Origin of the sequence: Photobacterium sanctipauli (assembly GCF_003026495.1) — a bacterium.
Taxonomy (GTDB): domain Bacteria; phylum Pseudomonadota; class Gammaproteobacteria; order Enterobacterales; family Vibrionaceae; genus Photobacterium; species Photobacterium sanctipauli.
Map to the genome: position 1 here is coordinate 78,896 of NZ_PYMA01000007.1, position 17,217 is coordinate 96,112.

Annotated in this window: 12 protein-coding genes; 4 read left to right on the forward strand and 8 right to left on the reverse strand. The window is 53.3% G+C overall.

The genetic code is table 11. From position 1 onward, the window contains the following. Positions 1-43 precede the first annotated feature (43 nt). The 3 genes from C9I98_RS12780 to argC all read right to left on the reverse strand — a co-directional run bounded on the left by C9I98_RS12780 (position 44) and on the right by argC (position 3,142). Positions 44-1,252 carry an argininosuccinate synthase gene (locus C9I98_RS12780; RefSeq protein ID WP_036831327.1) on the reverse strand — a complete coding sequence of 403 codons (1,209 nt, stop codon included), beginning with the start codon at positions 1,250-1,252 and terminating at the stop codon, positions 44-46. An 86-nt stretch (positions 1,253-1,338) separates the two neighbouring features. Continuing rightward, on the reverse strand, positions 1,339-2,118 hold the full coding sequence (argB, locus tag C9I98_RS12785; RefSeq protein WP_036831329.1) for an acetylglutamate kinase: 780 nt from the start codon (positions 2,116-2,118) through the stop codon (positions 1,339-1,341). 10 nt (positions 2,119-2,128) lie between these two features. Next, positions 2,129-3,142 carry an N-acetyl-gamma-glutamyl-phosphate reductase gene (gene argC / locus C9I98_RS12790; RefSeq protein WP_036831331.1) on the reverse strand — a complete coding sequence of 338 codons (1,014 nt, stop codon included), beginning with the start codon at positions 3,140-3,142 and terminating at the stop codon, positions 2,129-2,131. 673 nt (positions 3,143-3,815) lie between these two features. Here argC and ppc point away from each other — a divergent pair. Both ppc and C9I98_RS12800 read left to right on the forward strand, forming a co-directional pair. After that, positions 3,816-6,446, forward strand: coding sequence for a phosphoenolpyruvate carboxylase (gene ppc / locus C9I98_RS12795; RefSeq protein ID WP_036824936.1), 2,631 nt, complete (start codon positions 3,816-3,818; stop codon positions 6,444-6,446). 409 nt (positions 6,447-6,855) lie between these two features. After that, on the forward strand, positions 6,856-7,419 hold the full coding sequence (locus C9I98_RS12800) for a PadR family transcriptional regulator (protein WP_036824934.1): 564 nt from the start codon (positions 6,856-6,858) through the stop codon (positions 7,417-7,419). 91 nt (positions 7,420-7,510) lie between these two features. On the opposite strand, the gene metF is transcribed toward C9I98_RS12800, so the two are convergent. The 3 genes from metF to C9I98_RS12815 form a co-directional block, all read right to left on the reverse strand. Further along, complete coding sequence (metF, locus tag C9I98_RS12805) at positions 7,511-8,404, reverse strand: methylenetetrahydrofolate reductase (protein ID WP_036826392.1); 894 nt, start codon at positions 8,402-8,404, stop codon at positions 7,511-7,513. 308 nt (positions 8,405-8,712) lie between these two features. Further along, a complete protein-coding gene (locus C9I98_RS12810) occupies positions 8,713-11,130 on the reverse strand; it encodes a bifunctional aspartate kinase/homoserine dehydrogenase II (protein WP_107272052.1) in 2,418 nt (805 codons plus the stop codon). After that, entirely contained in the window at positions 11,127-12,296 is a 1,170-nt protein-coding gene (locus tag C9I98_RS12815) for an O-succinylhomoserine (thiol)-lyase (protein ID WP_036830935.1), read from the reverse strand. The genes C9I98_RS12810 and C9I98_RS12815 overlap by 4 nt, the downstream gene beginning before the upstream one ends. 182 nt (positions 12,297-12,478) lie before the next feature. Here C9I98_RS12815 and metJ point away from each other — a divergent pair, with 182 nt between their 5' ends. Continuing rightward, positions 12,479-12,796, forward strand: coding sequence for a met regulon transcriptional regulator MetJ (gene metJ / locus C9I98_RS12820; protein ID WP_036830933.1), 318 nt, complete (start codon positions 12,479-12,481; stop codon positions 12,794-12,796). 72 nt (positions 12,797-12,868) lie between these two features. Here the strand turns inward: metJ and C9I98_RS12825 are convergent, their stop codons facing one another. Then, a complete protein-coding gene (locus tag C9I98_RS12825) occupies positions 12,869-14,116 on the reverse strand; it encodes a malic enzyme-like NAD(P)-binding protein (protein WP_036830931.1) in 1,248 nt (415 codons plus the stop codon). Between the two features lie 388 nt (positions 14,117-14,504). Continuing rightward, positions 14,505-14,717 (reverse strand): 50S ribosomal protein L31, encoded by a 213-nt coding sequence (gene rpmE, locus C9I98_RS12830; protein WP_036830929.1) that lies wholly within the window; start codon positions 14,715-14,717, stop codon positions 14,505-14,507. Positions 14,718-14,956: 239 nt separating this feature from the next. Between rpmE and priA the strand changes: the two genes are divergently transcribed. Next, the gene (priA, locus tag C9I98_RS12835) at positions 14,957-17,158 is read left to right on the forward strand and encodes a primosomal protein N' (RefSeq protein ID WP_107272092.1); all 2,202 of its coding nucleotides are present in this window, start codon (positions 14,957-14,959) and stop codon (positions 17,156-17,158) included. Positions 17,159-17,217 lie beyond the last annotated feature (59 nt).

Below are 17,217 nucleotides of genomic sequence, written 5' to 3' on the forward strand. Positions count from 1 at the left end.
TATGTTTCCTACTCGACTTGCTCGTTGCTGCTAATTATGGGTATTACTTTTTCTGCTCGTTCAGGGCACGGATGCGGCTTGCCAGCGAGTAAAGGCGGATGAAGCCACCAGCATGGCTGTGATCGTAAACCTCATCTTCACCAAATGTTGCAAACTCTTCTGAATACAAGCTGTTAGCAGAGCGCTTCTGAACAACGGTAGCTTGACCTTTATACAGTTTTACCACAACCTCACCGCTCACATCTTGCGCCAATTCATCGGCTGCAGCAAGAAGCGACTTACATAGCGGGGTAAACCAGCGGCCATCGTAAATCAGGTGGGAAGCCTTGAGGCCAATGCTCTCACGGAACTCGTAAGACTCCTTGTCCAGCACCAACTGCTCAACCGCACGCAGGGCTTCGTTCATGATGGTGCCCCCCGGGGTTTCGTAGCAACCACGCGACTTCATACCAACCAAGCGGTTTTCCACGATATCGATACGGCCAACACCGTGCTCGGCACCTTTGTCGTTCAGGTAAGTCAGGGCATTGAGTGGCGACATTGCTTCGCCGTCAACTGCCACAATTTCACCCTTTTCGACCAGCACAGACACAAGCTCAGGCTTCTCAGGCGCATCTTCTGGATCTTTGGTCCATACCCAGCAAAGCTCGTTTGGCTGGTTCCAAGTATCTTCCAGCACACCACCTTCGGTAGAGATATGCCACGCATTCGCGTCACGCGAGTAAATCTTTTCCAGCGAAGCCGTACATGGAATGTCACGCTCAGCCAAGTAATCAAGCAGGGCTTCACGGCTACGCAGATCCCACTCACGCCATGGGGCAATCACCGCCAGTTGTGGTGCCAGCGCCGCATAAGCACTTTCGAAACGCACCTGATCGTTACCCTTGCCCGTACAACCGTGGCAAAGTGCATCAGCGCCGACTTCCAGTGCACACTCAACCTGCGCCTTGGCAATGATTGGACGTGCCATTGACGTACCCAGCAGGTACTTGCCTTCGTAGATCGCACCGGTTTTCAGGCTTGGGTAGATGTAGTCCTTCACCATTTCTTCTTTCAGGTCGGCGATGTAGCAAGACGACGCGCCCGAAGCCAGTGCCTTCTCCTCGATGCCTTCCAGCTCAGCTTCGCCCTGGCCAACATCGGCCACAAAGGCGACCACTTCACAGTCATAGTTTTCTTTCAGCCATGGAATGATGGCCGATGTGTCCAGACCGCCGGAATAGGCCAATACTACTTTAGATACCTTGCTCATAATTCTCTCCTAGTTACCTGCTCGACGGTCACCCCGCTCAGGTGATTAATGTGTCCGTGTATACAATTTGTTTTGCTGGAGCTTGGCTACAGCGAGAATTTGGTTCCGATGCTCTGGCCATCAAACAAGTCGGCCAGCTTATCGGGATAACGCCATGTCGCCACTTCAATCGGGCGACCCAGTGCCTTAGCCGCATCAAATGCCGCACGCACTTTGACAATCATGCCGTCGGTGATCACCGCCTGGGTGATCAGCGCCTCGGCTTCAGATTCGGTTAATTGGTTAATCAAGCGCCCTTTGCCATCCAGCACCCCGCTAACGTCAGATAGCAAAACCAGCTCCGCATCGAGGGCAGCCGCCACTGCAACCGCAGCTTGGTCGGCATTCACGTTCATCAGAGCGCCGTTGCTGTCGAGGCCGATCGAGCTGACGATAGGCAGAAAGCCCGCCGCCATGATCTGGCTGATCAATTTGCTGTCGCCCGGTGCCGCCTTGCCCACCGCACCCAACTCGGGATCCAGCTCGCTAATTTGGCATAGGCCGCCATCAGCCAAGCTAAGGCCTACCGCTGCCACACCAGCTTTCTGAGCCTGGCCCTGCAGCAACTTGTTTGCCGTTCCCGCCAAGGCACCGGCGATATAAGGAATTTGCTCAGCCGGGGTTACACGCAAGCCGTCTTTCTTCACGGTCTCTAGCTGCAACTTGGCCATCAGATCATCGACGAGGTAGCCGCCACCGTGAACCAATAACAGGGGACGCTGTGCTTGCTGCTGATATTGGCCAATTGCCCCAAACAGTTTTTCCAGCGTTTCGGTGCATGAAAGAACCGCACCGCCCAATTTAATTACAAAAGGAACCTGACTCATGACACTACTCCTAAACCAACGCCGTCAACTGCGGGAAACCATTTCGAATATTTATGCATTGCATCGCTTGGGACGATGCACCTTTCAATAAGTTATCAATCGCGGATGTTAAAATAATGTGCCCGCCGTGTAACTTCCATCCAATATCGCAGAAGCAAGTATTGACTACCGACTGTAGGTTTGCCGCTTGCTCACCAAGTAATCTCACCGCATTTGCTTCGCCTTGGGTTTCATAGGCACAAGCCATGGCTGCCGCGACTTGCTCGCTATCCACACCGTCGGCTAGCTTCGCGGTGATCGTTGCCAAGATACCGCGCTTGAAGTTGCCAAGGTGCGGGGTAAAAATCACATCTTGGCCTAGGTGCGAGGCAATTTCCGGCTGGTGGCGGTGGTTGAAAATACCGTAAGCTTGCAGGCTTACTTCGCAAAAGCTGTTGGTCATCGTCGCTTTGCGTCCGGCACCGGACACGCCGCTCACTGCATTAATGACGGGCAGCTGGTTGCCGTCGATAAGGCCCGCTTCAATCAGCGGCTTCAGTGCCAACTGCGACGCTGTCGGGTAGCACCCTGGTACTGCAATAAGCTGGGCGTTCGCTATTTCGGCTTTATTCCATTCAGCCAAACCGTACACGGCTTGATCCAGCCACTCGGAGTGTTGATGAGAGAAGCCATAATACTGGGTGTAGAATTCATCGCCCTTCACCCTAAACGCGCCTGATAAGTCAAACACCTGACAACCTTCCGCTAAAAAAGTAGGCGCCAAGTCGTGGCTGACTTCATGGGCAGTGGCCAACAGCACAATATCGGCTTGCTGGGCAACGCTGCCAGGATCGGCCAACGGCTGGAGCGGTAGATCCACAATCCCTTTTAGCTGACCGTGCAGGTCGCTGATCGGCTTGCCGGCATCCAGGCTGTTTGCAGAAACATACAACCCCTTCAATGCAAGCTGAGGGTGTGCCTGTACCATTTTTGCCAGTTCTGCGCCTGTGTAGCCGCTGGCACCAATAATGAAGGTGTTCAACATAATAAATCCGTTTTTTGGGGTTGTTGGTTATCGGGTGTTCAAGTAGCAGCCTAGCTGCCGGGGGGCGCAATAAGTGCACCAAGCGAGTGAGACTTAGCGTCGTCGGAGGGCATTCAGATTTTGAATAGTCGCTTGGCTCATGTTAACAGTTTCCTATACAGCTTGAGTCAATCAGTTATTTCAACAATAACAAATTCAGTAAAATTCGAGGAAAACGCAAATAACTTTTTATGCACGTCTTTTGAATTAATATGTTTACAGATTAATCTTGCGCCTGTCAACAACCCGCAGGGAAAAAGTTGCAAATTAAGCACCATTCTTCTCGCGTCTTTATGCTGCTTCTTGCTGGCTTCTTTGCTGTTCGAAATTGCACTAGTGAAAGCAACTATCGAAAAGCGTGTTAACGATAAGTTATCAGCAAATTACTTCACAAAAATGCAAGGTGTCAGACGATCACGTCAATTCGGTGATAAAACACACTATTTTTGTGCTTCTTGCCGAAAAATTAAGAAAATTTGTTACAAATCCAATTTCATATCATGACAAAAATCAATGTTGTGTCGTTTTCTTTCTTCTAATTGCAATCCATGTTGACCTTAAAGTGGGATCGCGGATAGATTGTGGTCATACAGAAAAGAAATTGGATGTAACAAATTTACGAGATGGATGCGATATGAACGAAAAGTACAGCGCGCTAAAAAGCAACGTAAAAATGCTTGGCCAACTGCTCGGTAATACTATTAAAGATGCCCATGGTGATGATTTATTTGGAAAAGTAGAGAACATTCGCCAGTTGTCTAAATCTGCCCGTGGCGGTAATCAGGATGATCGCGCTAAGCTGATCGATGAACTGCAAAACTTACCCGACGAGCAGCTGTTACCTGTTGCTCGAGCCTTCAGCCAGTTCCTCAACCTGACCAACATCGCTGAGCAATACCATACGGTTTCGCGCCACTGCGAAGAAAATATTTGCAGCCCAGATTCCATTGATGCCCTTTTTGGCAAACTTAGCAGCCAAGACATCAGCAAATTCGACTCGATTCAGGCCGTGCGCGATCTGAATATCGATCTGGTCTTAACGGCCCACCCGACGGAAATTGCCCGTCGCACCATGATCCACAAACTGGTTCAAATCAATAAGTGCCTATCCAAGCTGGAGCTGAGCGAGCTATCCAATAGCGAACGCCAGAAAGTCGAGCGCCGCCTAGAGCAACTGATTGCCCAGGCATGGCATTCGGATGTGATCCGCAAGCAGCGCCCTACCCCGTTAGACGAGGCCAAGTGGGGCTTCGCCGTGGTAGAAAACTCGCTATGGCAAGCGGTACCAGAATTCCTGCGCCAGTTTGACGAGAAGCTGACCAGCCACCTGGGTGAAGGCCTGCCGATTGATGCCGCGCCAGTGAAGTTTTCTTCCTGGATGGGTGGCGACCGCGACGGCAACCCGTTCGTGACTTCCAACGTCACACGTGAAGTGTTGCTACTGTCACGCTGGAAAGCGGCTGATCTGTACTTGGGCGATATCCAAGAGCTAGTTAGCGAACTGTCGATGGTGCAATGTAATGACAAGGTTCGCGAGCTAGCGGGTGACGAGCACGAACCGTACCGTGCGATCTTGAAAGATCTTCGGGCCAAGCTAACCAACACCCGCGATGTGTTGGATGCCAAGATCAAAGGGCTTGATGTTCCAAACTTTGGCATCATTACCGACGTCGATCAGCTTTGGGATCCGCTATATGCCTGTTACCAGTCGCTGCACGAGTGCGGTATGGGCATTATTGCCGACGGCCACTTGCTGGATGTATTACGCCGCATCAAGTGCTTCGGTGTACACTTGGTTCGCCTTGATATCCGCCAGGAAAGTACCCGCCACTCCAATGTGATTTCCGAGCTAACCCGTTACCTGGGCCTAGGTGATTACGATCAGTGGAGCGAGCAGGACAAAGTTGCCTTCCTGGTTCGCGAGCTATCCTCCAAGCGTCCGCTGCTTCCGCGTGACTGGGAGCCATCAGACGAAGTCCGCGAAGTTATCGAGACCTGCAAGGCCATTGCCGAGCAACCACGAGAAGCGCTGGGTGCCTACGTTATCTCAATGGCGCGTACCGCTTCCGACGTCCTTGCCGTCCACCTACTACTGCAAGAAGCTGGCTGCCCGTTCCGTATGGACGTGTGCCCACTGTTCGAAACCCTCGACGACCTTAACAATGCCGAAGCGGTTATCAAGCAGCTAATGAACATCGACTGGTACCGTGGCTTTATCCAAAATTTCCAGATGGTCATGATCGGTTACTCTGACTCAGCCAAAGATGCGGGCGTGATGGCAGCGGGCTGGGCACAGTACCGCGCGATGGAAGCCTTGGTATCGGTCTGTGAAGAAGCCAATGTCGAACTCACCCTTTTCCATGGCCGTGGCGGCTCTATTGGCCGTGGTGGTGCACCAGCCCATGCAGCATTGCTGTCCCAGCCACCTCGCAGCCTGAAAGGCGGCATGCGTGTAACCGAGCAGGGCGAGATGATCCGCTTTAAGCTTGGCCTGCCAGAAGTGGCGGTAAACAGCCTGAGCTTGTACGCGAGTGCCATCCTGGAAGCCAACCTTCTGCCACCACCGGAGCCCAAGCAAGATTGGCGCGAACTGATGGACGTGCTATCTGAGGTCTCTTGCGAGGCCTACCGCGACGTCGTACGCGGTAACGAGGAATTTGTGCCTTACTTCCGCGCCGCAACCCCGGAGCTGGAACTCGGCAAGCTGCCTCTGGGCTCACGCCCGGCTAAGCGTAACCCGAAAGGCGGTGTGGAAAGCCTGCGCGCCATTCCTTGGATCTTCGCCTGGAGCCAAAACCGTTTGCTACTGCCTGCTTGGCTTGGCGCGGGTAAAGCCATCCAGTTCTCGATCGACAAGGGCCACGCCCCGCAGCTGGAGGAGATGTGTCGTGAATGGCCATTCTTCTCTACCCGCCTAGGTATGCTGGAGATGGTATTTACCAAAACCAATATCGGTATTGCGGAATACTATGATCAGCGCCTGACTGACAAGTCGCTATGGCCGTTGGGCCAGCAGCTGCGCGACCAGCTTCAGAAAGACATCAAGGCGGTACTGACGGTCGAAAACAGCGATCACCTAATGGAGCAAAACCCATGGGGCGCGGAAGCGATTCGCTTGCGTAATATCTACGTCGAGCCATTGAATATGCTTCAGGCCGAGCTACTGTACCGTACCCGCCAACAGGCGGAGCCATCACCGATGATGGAAGAGGCCTTGATGGTCACCATCGCCGGTATCGCAACCGGTATGCGCAACACAGGTTAAGCCCTTTATAGGCAATAAGTTAAAAGGCCACATCATGTGGCCTTTTTTACGTTATCTCGTTTTTCTACTACAAAATCTAGAGTGGCTCATAAATGAGACACTCTGTAACTAGCTGCATAGTCTAGGGTAGATATTAATGCTGTGAAAGCAGATGAATCAAAACAGATTGCAGTGCATAAATAATCGTAAAGTGCGGCAAGATGTAGACCAGCATCACAAGATGAGCAATTGGTTACACTAGATTTTCGTGATATCACTCTCTGGTGTCGAAAAATAGCACATTGATGTGTATGCTACGTGATCTCGATCGGGCACTGCAACAAGACGATTATAAAAACGCCAAAGAGCGAAGGGTAACGTTAGTCTGATTGATTTCTATATTTTTGTAGTATTTTAACGGATAGAAGAGATGTCACTACCACATGTTATATTAACCGTGCTGAGCAGTCGCGACGCAACCGGTTACGATATCACGAAAGAATTTTCCCACAGTATTGGTTACTTTTGGAAGGCGAGCCACCAGCAGGTGTACCGCGAGCTAAACAAAATGGCCAGTAACGATCAGGTGACCTGCAAGCTTGAACCGCAGGAAGGCAAGCCAGACCGTAAAGTTTACTCAATTACCGAGTTAGGCCGCCAGACCCTGTTCGAATGGTTCCAAGAGCCTGCACGCAACCCAACTATCCGTGACGAGTTCTCGGCTAAATTGGTTGTTTGCAGTGTTTACAACTCAGAGCCAATGCAACACCAGCTAGAAGCGCTAATCGAAGAGTCTCACACTTTGATCAGCCACTACAACGAGATGGAGAAGGTACACTTCGCCGATTACCAGAACATGGATCGCCAATCTCGCCTTGACCGCCTAACCCTACGCCGTGCTATCCACAACCGCCAGGCGTGGATTAACTGGGCAGAGGAAGTGCTGGTTGAACTTAAAGAGATGGATGCGCCTAACAGCCCAATCGCTCTTTAATTCCCATTCTCTGGGCTATTAAGCTAGCAAAAACGAAAAAGCCGCTGATACAGCGGCTTTTCTTTTGTCTCTTGCCTATGGTTTGTGGCGCTTATTGCGCAGCTGCGCGTACGCCCAAAGTGTGGCAAATTGCATAGGTCAACTCGGCACGGTTCAAGGTGTAGAAGTGGAAGTCCTTCACGCCCTCGCGGCTAAGGATGCGCACCATGTCAATCGAGTTGCTCGCCCCTACCATCTGGCGGCTCAGCAAATCGTCGTCCAGCCCTTCGTACTGCTTCTCCATCCAATGTGGGATTTTCACATTGTTGATACCCGCAAATCGCTTGGCTTGCGTCATGTTCGAAACCGGCAGGATCCCCGGTACGATTTCAACATCGATACCCGCCGCCACACAGCGGTCGCGAAAACGCAGGTAGCTTTCTACATCAAAAAAGAACTGGGTAATGGCACGGCTAGCACCCGCATCCACCTTGCGCTTAAGGTTGATAAGATCGGCCTGGGCACTTTTGGCCTCAGGGTGCACTTCAGGGTAAGCCGCAACCGAAATATCAAAATCCGCTTCGGCGCGCAGCAGCTCGACCAGATCCGCCGCATACATATCCGGCTTAACGCCTTGGGCTGGAAGATCGCCACGCAGGGCAACGATATCGCGGATGCCGTTGCTCCAGTAGTCGCGGGCAATCGTGCGTAATTCATCGCGGGTGGCATCAATACAAGTCAGGTGCGGCGCTGCCACCAAGCCTGTTTGATCTTTGATGTCTTTGATAATGGAGTGGGTACGGTCACGCTCACCGGAGTTGGCACCGTAAGTCACCGAGACAAACTTAGGCTTAAGCGTCTTTAGTCGGTGGATAGAATTCCATAGGGTCTGTTCCATCTTCTCGCTGCTCGGCGGAAAAAACTCAAATGAAACGTTGATGTCGCCGTTAATATCAGCAATATTCTGGTTTAGCGCATCCAAATGGCTTGCGTGTGAATAACCCATAATGCAATCCTTCCTACTTAATGGCCCTGTGGCCTCTCCCTAAACTTCACGTCTCAAATAACCGTTTAGACGTCTATATGTCTACAGAATGTCTTGTAACCAATTTAATGTCAACATGATGATCATGAATATTTTTCAACTTGATGTTGAAGAAACTGCAACATTGGCGAAAAGCAAAAAGCCTGCGAGCAGCAGGCTTTAGTACCAGCACCTTAACAGGCGACGCAATTCGCTATCGGCAGGGCTTTGTCCAGTTTTTATCGCTACTAAAGCAACCATTAATCAGCCAAACCCTCTTTGCGGTTTTACTACAACATCGTTGCCAAACGGTTGATGTCCGACAGCAGCGCACCGGCTGTCACATCACGACCGGCGCCCGGCCCACGGATCACCAACGGGTTATCGCGGTACCATTGGCTCTCAATGGCAAAGATATTATCGCAAGGTAGCAGGTTGGCCAGGGCATGCTCGCTTGGCAGCGCCTCGACCCCAACCACGGCTTTGCCATGGCGATCCAAGCGGGCAACATAGCGAAGTACCTTGCCTTCCTTCTGCGCCTTGACCAATCGCTCGTACAGTTGCTCGTCCAATACCGACGCCTGCTCGAAGAAACCGTCCAACGTCAGGTCCGCAAGCTGCTCCGGTACCAGAGTTTCGACCTTCACCTGCTCAGGCTCCAGCGTCAGGCCCGACTCGCGGGCCAGGATCACCAGCTTGCGCATCACATCACTACCGTCGAGATCGTGGCGGGGATCTGGCTCGGTCAGCCCCTGTTGCCAAGCCTGCTCGATAAGCTGCGAGAACGGCATAGAACCATCATATTGCTGGAACAACCACGACAGCGTGCCGGAGAAAATACCCGACAAGGCAATAATGGTGTCCCCGCTTTCCGACAAATCACGCACGGTATGGTTGACCGGCAAGCCCGCCCCCACCGTTGCGTTGTAGAGCCAATTGCGGCTGCTCTTGGCAAACGCATCGATAACCTTGTGGTACTGCTCGCCCGATGCCGAGCCGGCCACTTTGTTAGCCGAGATCAGATGCAAGCCACTTTCCGCGATCTGCGGATAGCGCTCGGCCAATACCTGGCTTGCTGTCACGTCGAGCACAATCACATCATCATAGGAATGGTTCTGCAACGTGGTTAGCCACTCGTCACCCTGATAGCCAACGGCCTCGTCATCAAAGGCTGACAACGCATCAGCCGGGGCAATACCGGAAAAATCAATCCAGTGGCGGCGGCTATCAATCACGCCCACCAGGGTGAAGCTCATGCCGTGGCGCTTCTCAAGTACCGCCTTCTCGGTCTCGAATAGCTCCAACCAACGGCTGCCGATGTTGCCCTTGCCGCACAGCACCAAACCGATACGCTTCTGGGCCTGGAACAAGTTCTGGTGGATTTGCTGGATCAAATTATCGGTATCGGCCTGGCGCAATACTGCCACCAAGCTCAGCCCCGAATCCGACTCGGTAATAAACTCCACCGGTTGCGATTTCAACTGCTGGTAGAAGCCGTAGCAATGAACGGCATTGTTCACCACACCGGCACCGACGGCTGCAACCAACGAGAAACCATCACGCAATTTCAGCTCGGCAGCAATACCGCTATCTTGCAGTAGGGCAAGCACGCTGTTGACCACCTCGGCAGTGTAAGCAAGCTGGATCTGCCCCTTATCCGCCGCGGCATATTGTGCCAGCGGCAGCAACTGGGCACGCTGCAAGAGACGCTCAAGCTCGGCCAAAATCGGGGCAAAGTCATGGGAGCGCGCGACATCCAACTCGATCAGGCAGACATCGTCCAGCGAAGTAATGATCTTGGCACCACGACCGGAGGCCAGTACCCGCTCAACCCGGGTTGAGCCCGATTCCGGCTGGTGGCTGCAGCGCAAGGTCAAGTCGATTGCACTCTGTGCAACCGGCTGAAGCGTACGGCTGTGCAGCACAGGAGCCGCCAAGCGAGCCAGTTCGCTGGCCTCATCCAGCCGGAGCAAAGGCAACAGGCATGCATCGCCCACCTTGCGGGGGTCGGCACTGTAAACGCCTGCCACATCACTCCAAATGGTGACCCTGGACACCTCTGCTAGGGCACCAATCACGGTTGCGGAGTAATCCGAACCGTTGCGGCCAAGCAGTACCGTCTCGCCCGCGTTGTTCTGTGCCATGAAACCGGTGATCACGATACGGTGCTGGTTATGCTGGGCCAGCTGGCCCTTCAATAGCGGCCAAGACTGGGCACGATCCACTTCAGGCTGTGCCGCACGCTCGGCGCGCAGGAATGTTCTTGAGTCGAGCGACGTCGCAGGCATGGCTTGCTGGCTCAATAGCGCTGCCAACAAGCGCGCCGACCACTGCTCGCCATGGCCCAGTACATAAGCGATATCAACCTCGGTTAGCGGGCTCTCGCCAAGGCGGGCAAGCTCCGCCAACTCAAGGTGCAACTGGGTCTGCAAATCATCGGCAAGCTCACCGGTTAGCAATGATTCAATCAGTTGCTGCTGGAACTGGCGTAGCGCTTGCAAGGTTTCATGGGCTTGGCGGCCGTCTTTTTCCAGCAGCTCGACCCATTGGATCAAATTATTGGTGGTTTTGCCGGCAGCCGACACAACAACCAAATCGTTCTCGCCGGAGTATTCCCGTAAAATTTCAACAACGCGGCGATAACATTCCGGGTCGGCTAAACTACTGCCGCCAAACTTATGCAGCTGGCGCGGGGCGACTTGTGTCATTCGGCCACCTCCGCCGCTTGTTTGAATGCCTGATCCAGATCTGCAATCAAGTCATCGGCATCTTCAAGGCCAACCGACAGGCGCAGCAAGGATGGCTTCAGGCCCGCTTCAGCCTGTGCCTCGTCCGACATCGCACGGTGGGTCATGCTTGCCGGGTGGCAAATCAAGCTTTCAGTGCCCCCCAGAGACTCCGCCAGCGAGAAGAACTTCAAACCATGGACGAAGGTTTCTAGCTGCGCATAGGTGCCAGCAATTTCAAAGCTCAGCATCGAGCCGAAGCCCTTCTGCTGCTTGATTGCAATCTCGTGCCCTGGATGCTCAGGCTGGCTCGGGTGATAAATTTGGCCAACCAGCGGTTGTTGCTGGAGGTAGGCCAGGATCTTGGCGCTGTTCTCTTCGTGCAAGCGCATTCTCGGTGCCAAGGTACGAAGGCCGCGCAGGGTCAGGTAAGCATCAAACGGTGCCCCTGTCGCGCCAATACAGTTCGCCCACCAGGCAATTTCTTCAGCCTGCTCGGCATCTTTGGAAATCAACACCCCGCCAACCACGTCCGAATGGCCGTTGATGTACTTGGTGGTCGAGTGAATAACAAAGTCAGCACCCAATGAAATCGGCTGCTGGAGGATTGGCGACAGGAAGGTGTTATCGACAGCGACGAGTGCCCCATGCTGCTTAGCGTCGCGGCACAGCGCCTCGACATCGACAATGCGCAACAGTGGGTTAGACGGGGTTTCAACCCAGACCAGCTTCGGCTCTTGCGCCAGCGCCTGAGCCAACGCTTCCGGATCGGTCTGGTCAACAAACAGCACCTTGAAGTCACCCTTGTTGGCGCGGGTGTTAAACAGGCGGTAAGTGCCGCCATAGCAGTCATGTGGCGCAACCACCAAGTCACCCGGGCCAAGCAACGCCGACGCCAACAGGTTAATCGCGGCGGTACCACAGCTGGTGACTACCCCGCCTGCACCGCCTTCGAGTTCAGCGAGTGCGTCTGCGAGCATATTACGGGTCGGGTTACCAGAACGGGAATAATCGTATTGTGGAAGCTCACCCAATTGTGGGAAGCTGTAGGTTGATGTCAGGTAGATCGGCGGCACAACAGCGTTGTGCTGGGTATCTGACTCAATGCCAGTACGAACGGCTATAGTGGCAAGCTTCTTATCACTCATATTACTTTCCTTGTCGGCGGGCAAAACCCTGCTGCGAATAACGTTTACGCAACAACATAACCACATTCAACAAAGACGTCAACACTTCTAGACGTCTATATGTCTTTGCTTATGGCAGTAAATCCGGCTAGAATTCACCCTCATTATATTTTTTCAATCTAATATCGCTGAGAAGGTTAACAATGGCAGAGTGGAATGGGGAATACATCCGTCCATACGCGGAACACGGTAAGAAAAACGAGCAAGTAAAAAAAATTACTGTTTCGATCCCATTGAAGGTACTAAAAATCTTGACCGACGAACGTACGCGCCGTCAAGTCAACAACTTACGCCATGCAACTAACAGCGAGTTGCTGTGCGAAGCCTTCTTGCACGCCTACACGGGCCAGCCCCTGCCAACCGATGAAGATATCCGTAAGGATCGCCCGGAAGACCTGCCAGCCGAAGCCAAGGCGCTGATGGAAGAAATGGGCATCAAATACGAAGAGATTGACGAGTAAGCCCGCTCGCGTTGAGCAGACACAAAAAAACCAGCCCGCGGCTGGTTTTTTTTGTTTTCGGGCAACGGAAACTTAGCTTTCCATGTAACCCACAGACATCTCAATTTGTGCAACGCCCGAGTCAATCGCAGCTTGGGCAACCGCTTTAGCAACGCGTGGAAGCAGGCGCGGATCCATTGGCTTTGGAATGATGTAATCAGCACCAAACTCCAGCTTATCGGCGCCGGCCGCGGCAACAACTTCTGCCGGCACTGGCTCTTTGGCCAATTCACGAATTGCCGATACCGCCGCCAATTTCATTTCGTCGTTGATCTGGCTGGCGCGAACATCCAATGCACCACGGAAGATGAACGGGAAGCAAAGCACGTTGTTAACTTGGTTCGGGTAGTCAGAACGGCCAGTACCCATGATCAGGTCATCACGAACTTCGTGGGCCAGCTCTGGCTTGATTTCAGGATCCGGGTTAGAACAGGCAAATACCACAGGCTTGGCCGCCATCAGCTTCAGCGCTTCCGGTGAAAGCAGATCCGGACCAGATACACCCACAAAGATATCCGCACCCTCGATAACATCTTCCAAAGTACGCTTGTCGGTGTTGTTGGCAAACAGCTGCTTGTACTCGTTGATATCGTCACGGCGCGTGTGGATCACCCCCTTACGGTCAAGCATGTAGATTTTCTCGCGCTGGGCACCGCATTTGATCAGCAGCTCCATACAAGCGACAGCCGCAGCACCGGCACCTAGACAAACGATCACCGCTTCGCCAATCTCTTTGCCTTGAAGCTCAAGAGCGTTCAGCATACCCGCAGCGGTAACGATCGCAGTACCGTGCTGGTCATCATGGAACACAGGCACGTTACAGCGCTCAATCAGGCGTTTTTCGATTTCGAAACAGTCAGGAGCCTTGATGTCTTCAAGGTTGATACCACCAAAGGTATCGCTAATGTTAGCCACCGTATCAACGAACTCGTCGATAGTGCGGTGCTTAACTTCGATATCGATCGAGTCTAGGCCAGCAAAGCGTTTAAATAGCAGCGATTTACCTTCCATTACCGGCTTGGAGGCCAATGGACCAAGGTTACCCAGGCCGAGGATCGCCGTACCGTTGGTGATCACGGCAACCATGTTGCCCTTACCCGTATACTTATACACATTCTCAGCATTTTGTGCGATTTCACGGACTGGCTCAGCCACGCCCGGGCTATAGGCAAGGGCAAGATCTTCAACCGTATCGGCCGGCTTGGTTAGCTCAACGGCAATTTTTCCTGGTACTGGGTAGGCATGGTAGTGCAACGCTTGTTGGCGAAAATCTTCAGACATAGTGTTCGGAATCCTGACTGGAGGTGACTTTATTTTGGAATTTAGAAGTGGATCATATTCTATAGCAGCACAAAATCCTAGCACCGAACATCTGGTCATTCCAATAATTCTTGAGTGGAATAGTCAAGTAACTGATAGGAAGAAGAAATTGCGCCTCGTCTAGCTTCTGATTGATAAGAGGATTATTTTTCAACCCGCATCGCCAATAGTTAAGACGTTCACTCTAGCCGGTAAAGTTGTTGGGTTATCTCAAAAAAGAAGGGGGTTGCCAATGAATATATTGGCCCAGCAATTTGGGAGGCATGCCAGCAGGCAGTTAAGTCATATAAAAAATAGATATAAAAAAGGGACGCCGTAGCATCCCTCTTCTTTCAACAGTTTCTGGCAATTACTTGCTAGAAAGAGCACCGAAACGCTTGTTGAATTTGTCGATACGACCACCAGTGCTAACCTGACGCTGCTTACCAGTGTAGAAAGGGTGACACTTGTCGCAAACATCAAGGTTGATGTCTTTACCCATAGTAGAGTTAAATACGAAAGTGTTGCCGCAAGAACAACGAGCGTTAACTTGAGTGTACTGTGGGTGGATACCTTGTTTCATGGGATAACCTCAATAGTAAGGCCGTGTCGCTCTCCCGATCCAAAGCCGGGCACCACACGTCGTTAATAACAGTAAGCGTAACGGCAGCAAATAAGCCAATACGCCGAATTCAGGCGGCGTATAGTAATCAATCGTCCCTCCCAGATCAACAGATACGCTCCTTTTTTCACCGCTTTGCTGCTAGCGGCTTAGCAAGGTACACTTCTTTATCTTAGTACATGCGGATCTTGCGGTTAAATATGACGCCCAACATTGCCCGAGTGGCCCTTCCTGTTCCCCTTGATAAACAGTTTGATTACCTCATCAAGCCCGACCAAAATCCGGTGGTCGGCGGTCGGGTCAAGGTGCCTTTTGGCCCCAAGCAACATGTTGGTATCGTCACCGCAATCACTGACAACTCAGAATTTTCAATCGGCAAGCTCAAGCCGCTCACGGCGGTGCTGGACGCGTCGCCGCTATGGCAGCCTCCCTTGTTCAAACTGCTAGGTTGGGCCAGCGGCTATTACCAATACCCGCTCGGCGATACCCTTGCCAATGCAATGCCGACCCTGCTGCGCAAGGGGCGCGAAGCCTCCCCCTCGAGCTTGAAAATGTGGCAACTCACCCATGAAGGCCGAGAGCAACCTATTACGGCGCTCAAACGTGCCCCGCGCCAAGTACAGGTGCTCAATGCCCTGCGTCAAGGCAAGGTGAGCCACGAGGCGCTGTTGGCAGAAGAAGTCAGTACAGCCATTTTGAAGACCTTGGCAGACAAAGGCTGGATTGAAACCGTCGCGGAAAAGCCGGCCCATAAGCACTGGCTACGCAACTTCGCCGTCACCGAAGAAAAGCCGCGGCTCAACGAGGAGCAGGCCCTGGCGATTGCCAGTGTGAACGCGAACCCGGACTTTGGCTGCTACTTGCTAGAAGGCGTGACCGGCTCGGGCAAAACCGAGGTTTACCTCAACCTTTTGGAGCCGGTACTGGCCGCGGGCAAGCAAGCGCTGATTTTGGTCCCTGAAATTGGCCTGACCCCGCAAACCATCAACCGCTTTCGCCGCCGCTTCAATGTGCCGCTGGAAACCATCCACTCGGGCCTGAACGACAGTGAAAGGTTGGCCGCCTGGCTGGCGGGGCGCGATAACCAAGCAGGCATCATTATCGGTACCCGCTCCGCCCTGTTCACCCCGTTTGCCAATTTGGGGATCATCATTGTCGATGAAGAGCATGATGCCTCCTACAAACAGCAGGACAGCCTACGCTACCACGCCCGCGATCTGGCGGTGATGCGCGCCAACCGCGAGAATATCCCGGTCGTGCTCGGCTCGGCGACCCCGGCATTGGAAAGCCTCCACAACGCCAAGAGCGGCAAGTACCACCACCTCACCCTGACCCGCCGTGCCGGGCAAGCACAGTCGGCGCGCCATGGGGTGCTGGACGTCAAGGGGCTCTATTTGGATGCGGGGCTATCAGCACCGCTGATCGCCAGGATGCGCAAGCATTTGGAAGCGGGCAACCAAGTCATGCTGTTCCTTAATCGCCGGGGCTATTCACCGGCGATAATCTGCCATGAGTGCGGCTGGCTGGCCGAGTGTAAGCGCTGCGATGCCTACTACACCTTCCACCAGCAAAGCGGCGAACTGCGCTGCCACCACTGCGCGACCCAGCGCCCAATCATGCCCCAATGCGGCAACTGCGGCTCGACCCAGCTCAACGCGGTGGGCGTGGGCACCGAACAGTTAGAACAGCAGCTGGCAACCCTGTTTCCCGAATTCAAGGCCGTCCGTATCGACCGCGATAGCACCCGCCGCAAGGGCAGCTTAGAGGGCTACCTGGAGGCTATCCGCAACAACGAGTACCAGATACTGATCGGCACCCAGATGCTGGCCAAGGGGCACCATTTCCCCGACGTGACGCTGGTTAGCCTGATTGATGTCGACAGCGCCCTGTTCAGCAACGACTTTCGTGCCGCCGAGCGCTTGGCGCAACTTTTTATCCAGGTGGCGGGGCGAGCTGGCCGGGCAAGCAAGCCGGGGGAAGTGGTATTGCAAACCCACCACCCGGAGCATGCCTTGCTGCAATCGCTGCTGCACAAGGGTTACGACCACTTTGCCACCGATGCGCTGCGCGAGCGCAAGCAGGCGTGGTTGCCCCCTTATACCTACCTCACCCTGTTCCGGGCAGAAGCCAACCAAAGCGATCAAGTTGAGCAATTTTTGCAGCAGGTTCGCGGTATTTTCGAATCAAGCCCAATCTTCAGCCAGGAAACCATGGTGATGGGCCCCAACCCGGCCCCGCTGGCACGCCGGGCCGGTCGCTATCGCTGGCAATTGCTGCTACAAGCACCGGATCGCAAGACCTTGCAGCAGTTGCTGAGTATTGCCAAACCGGCAATCCAGCTTTTGCCGCTGGCCAAGAAAATTCGCTGGTCGATCGATGTCGAACCGCAAGATTTAACTTAAAATGAACAATGCGACACACGTCACACCTTGAATGTAATTTATGCTATTTTAAGCATGTT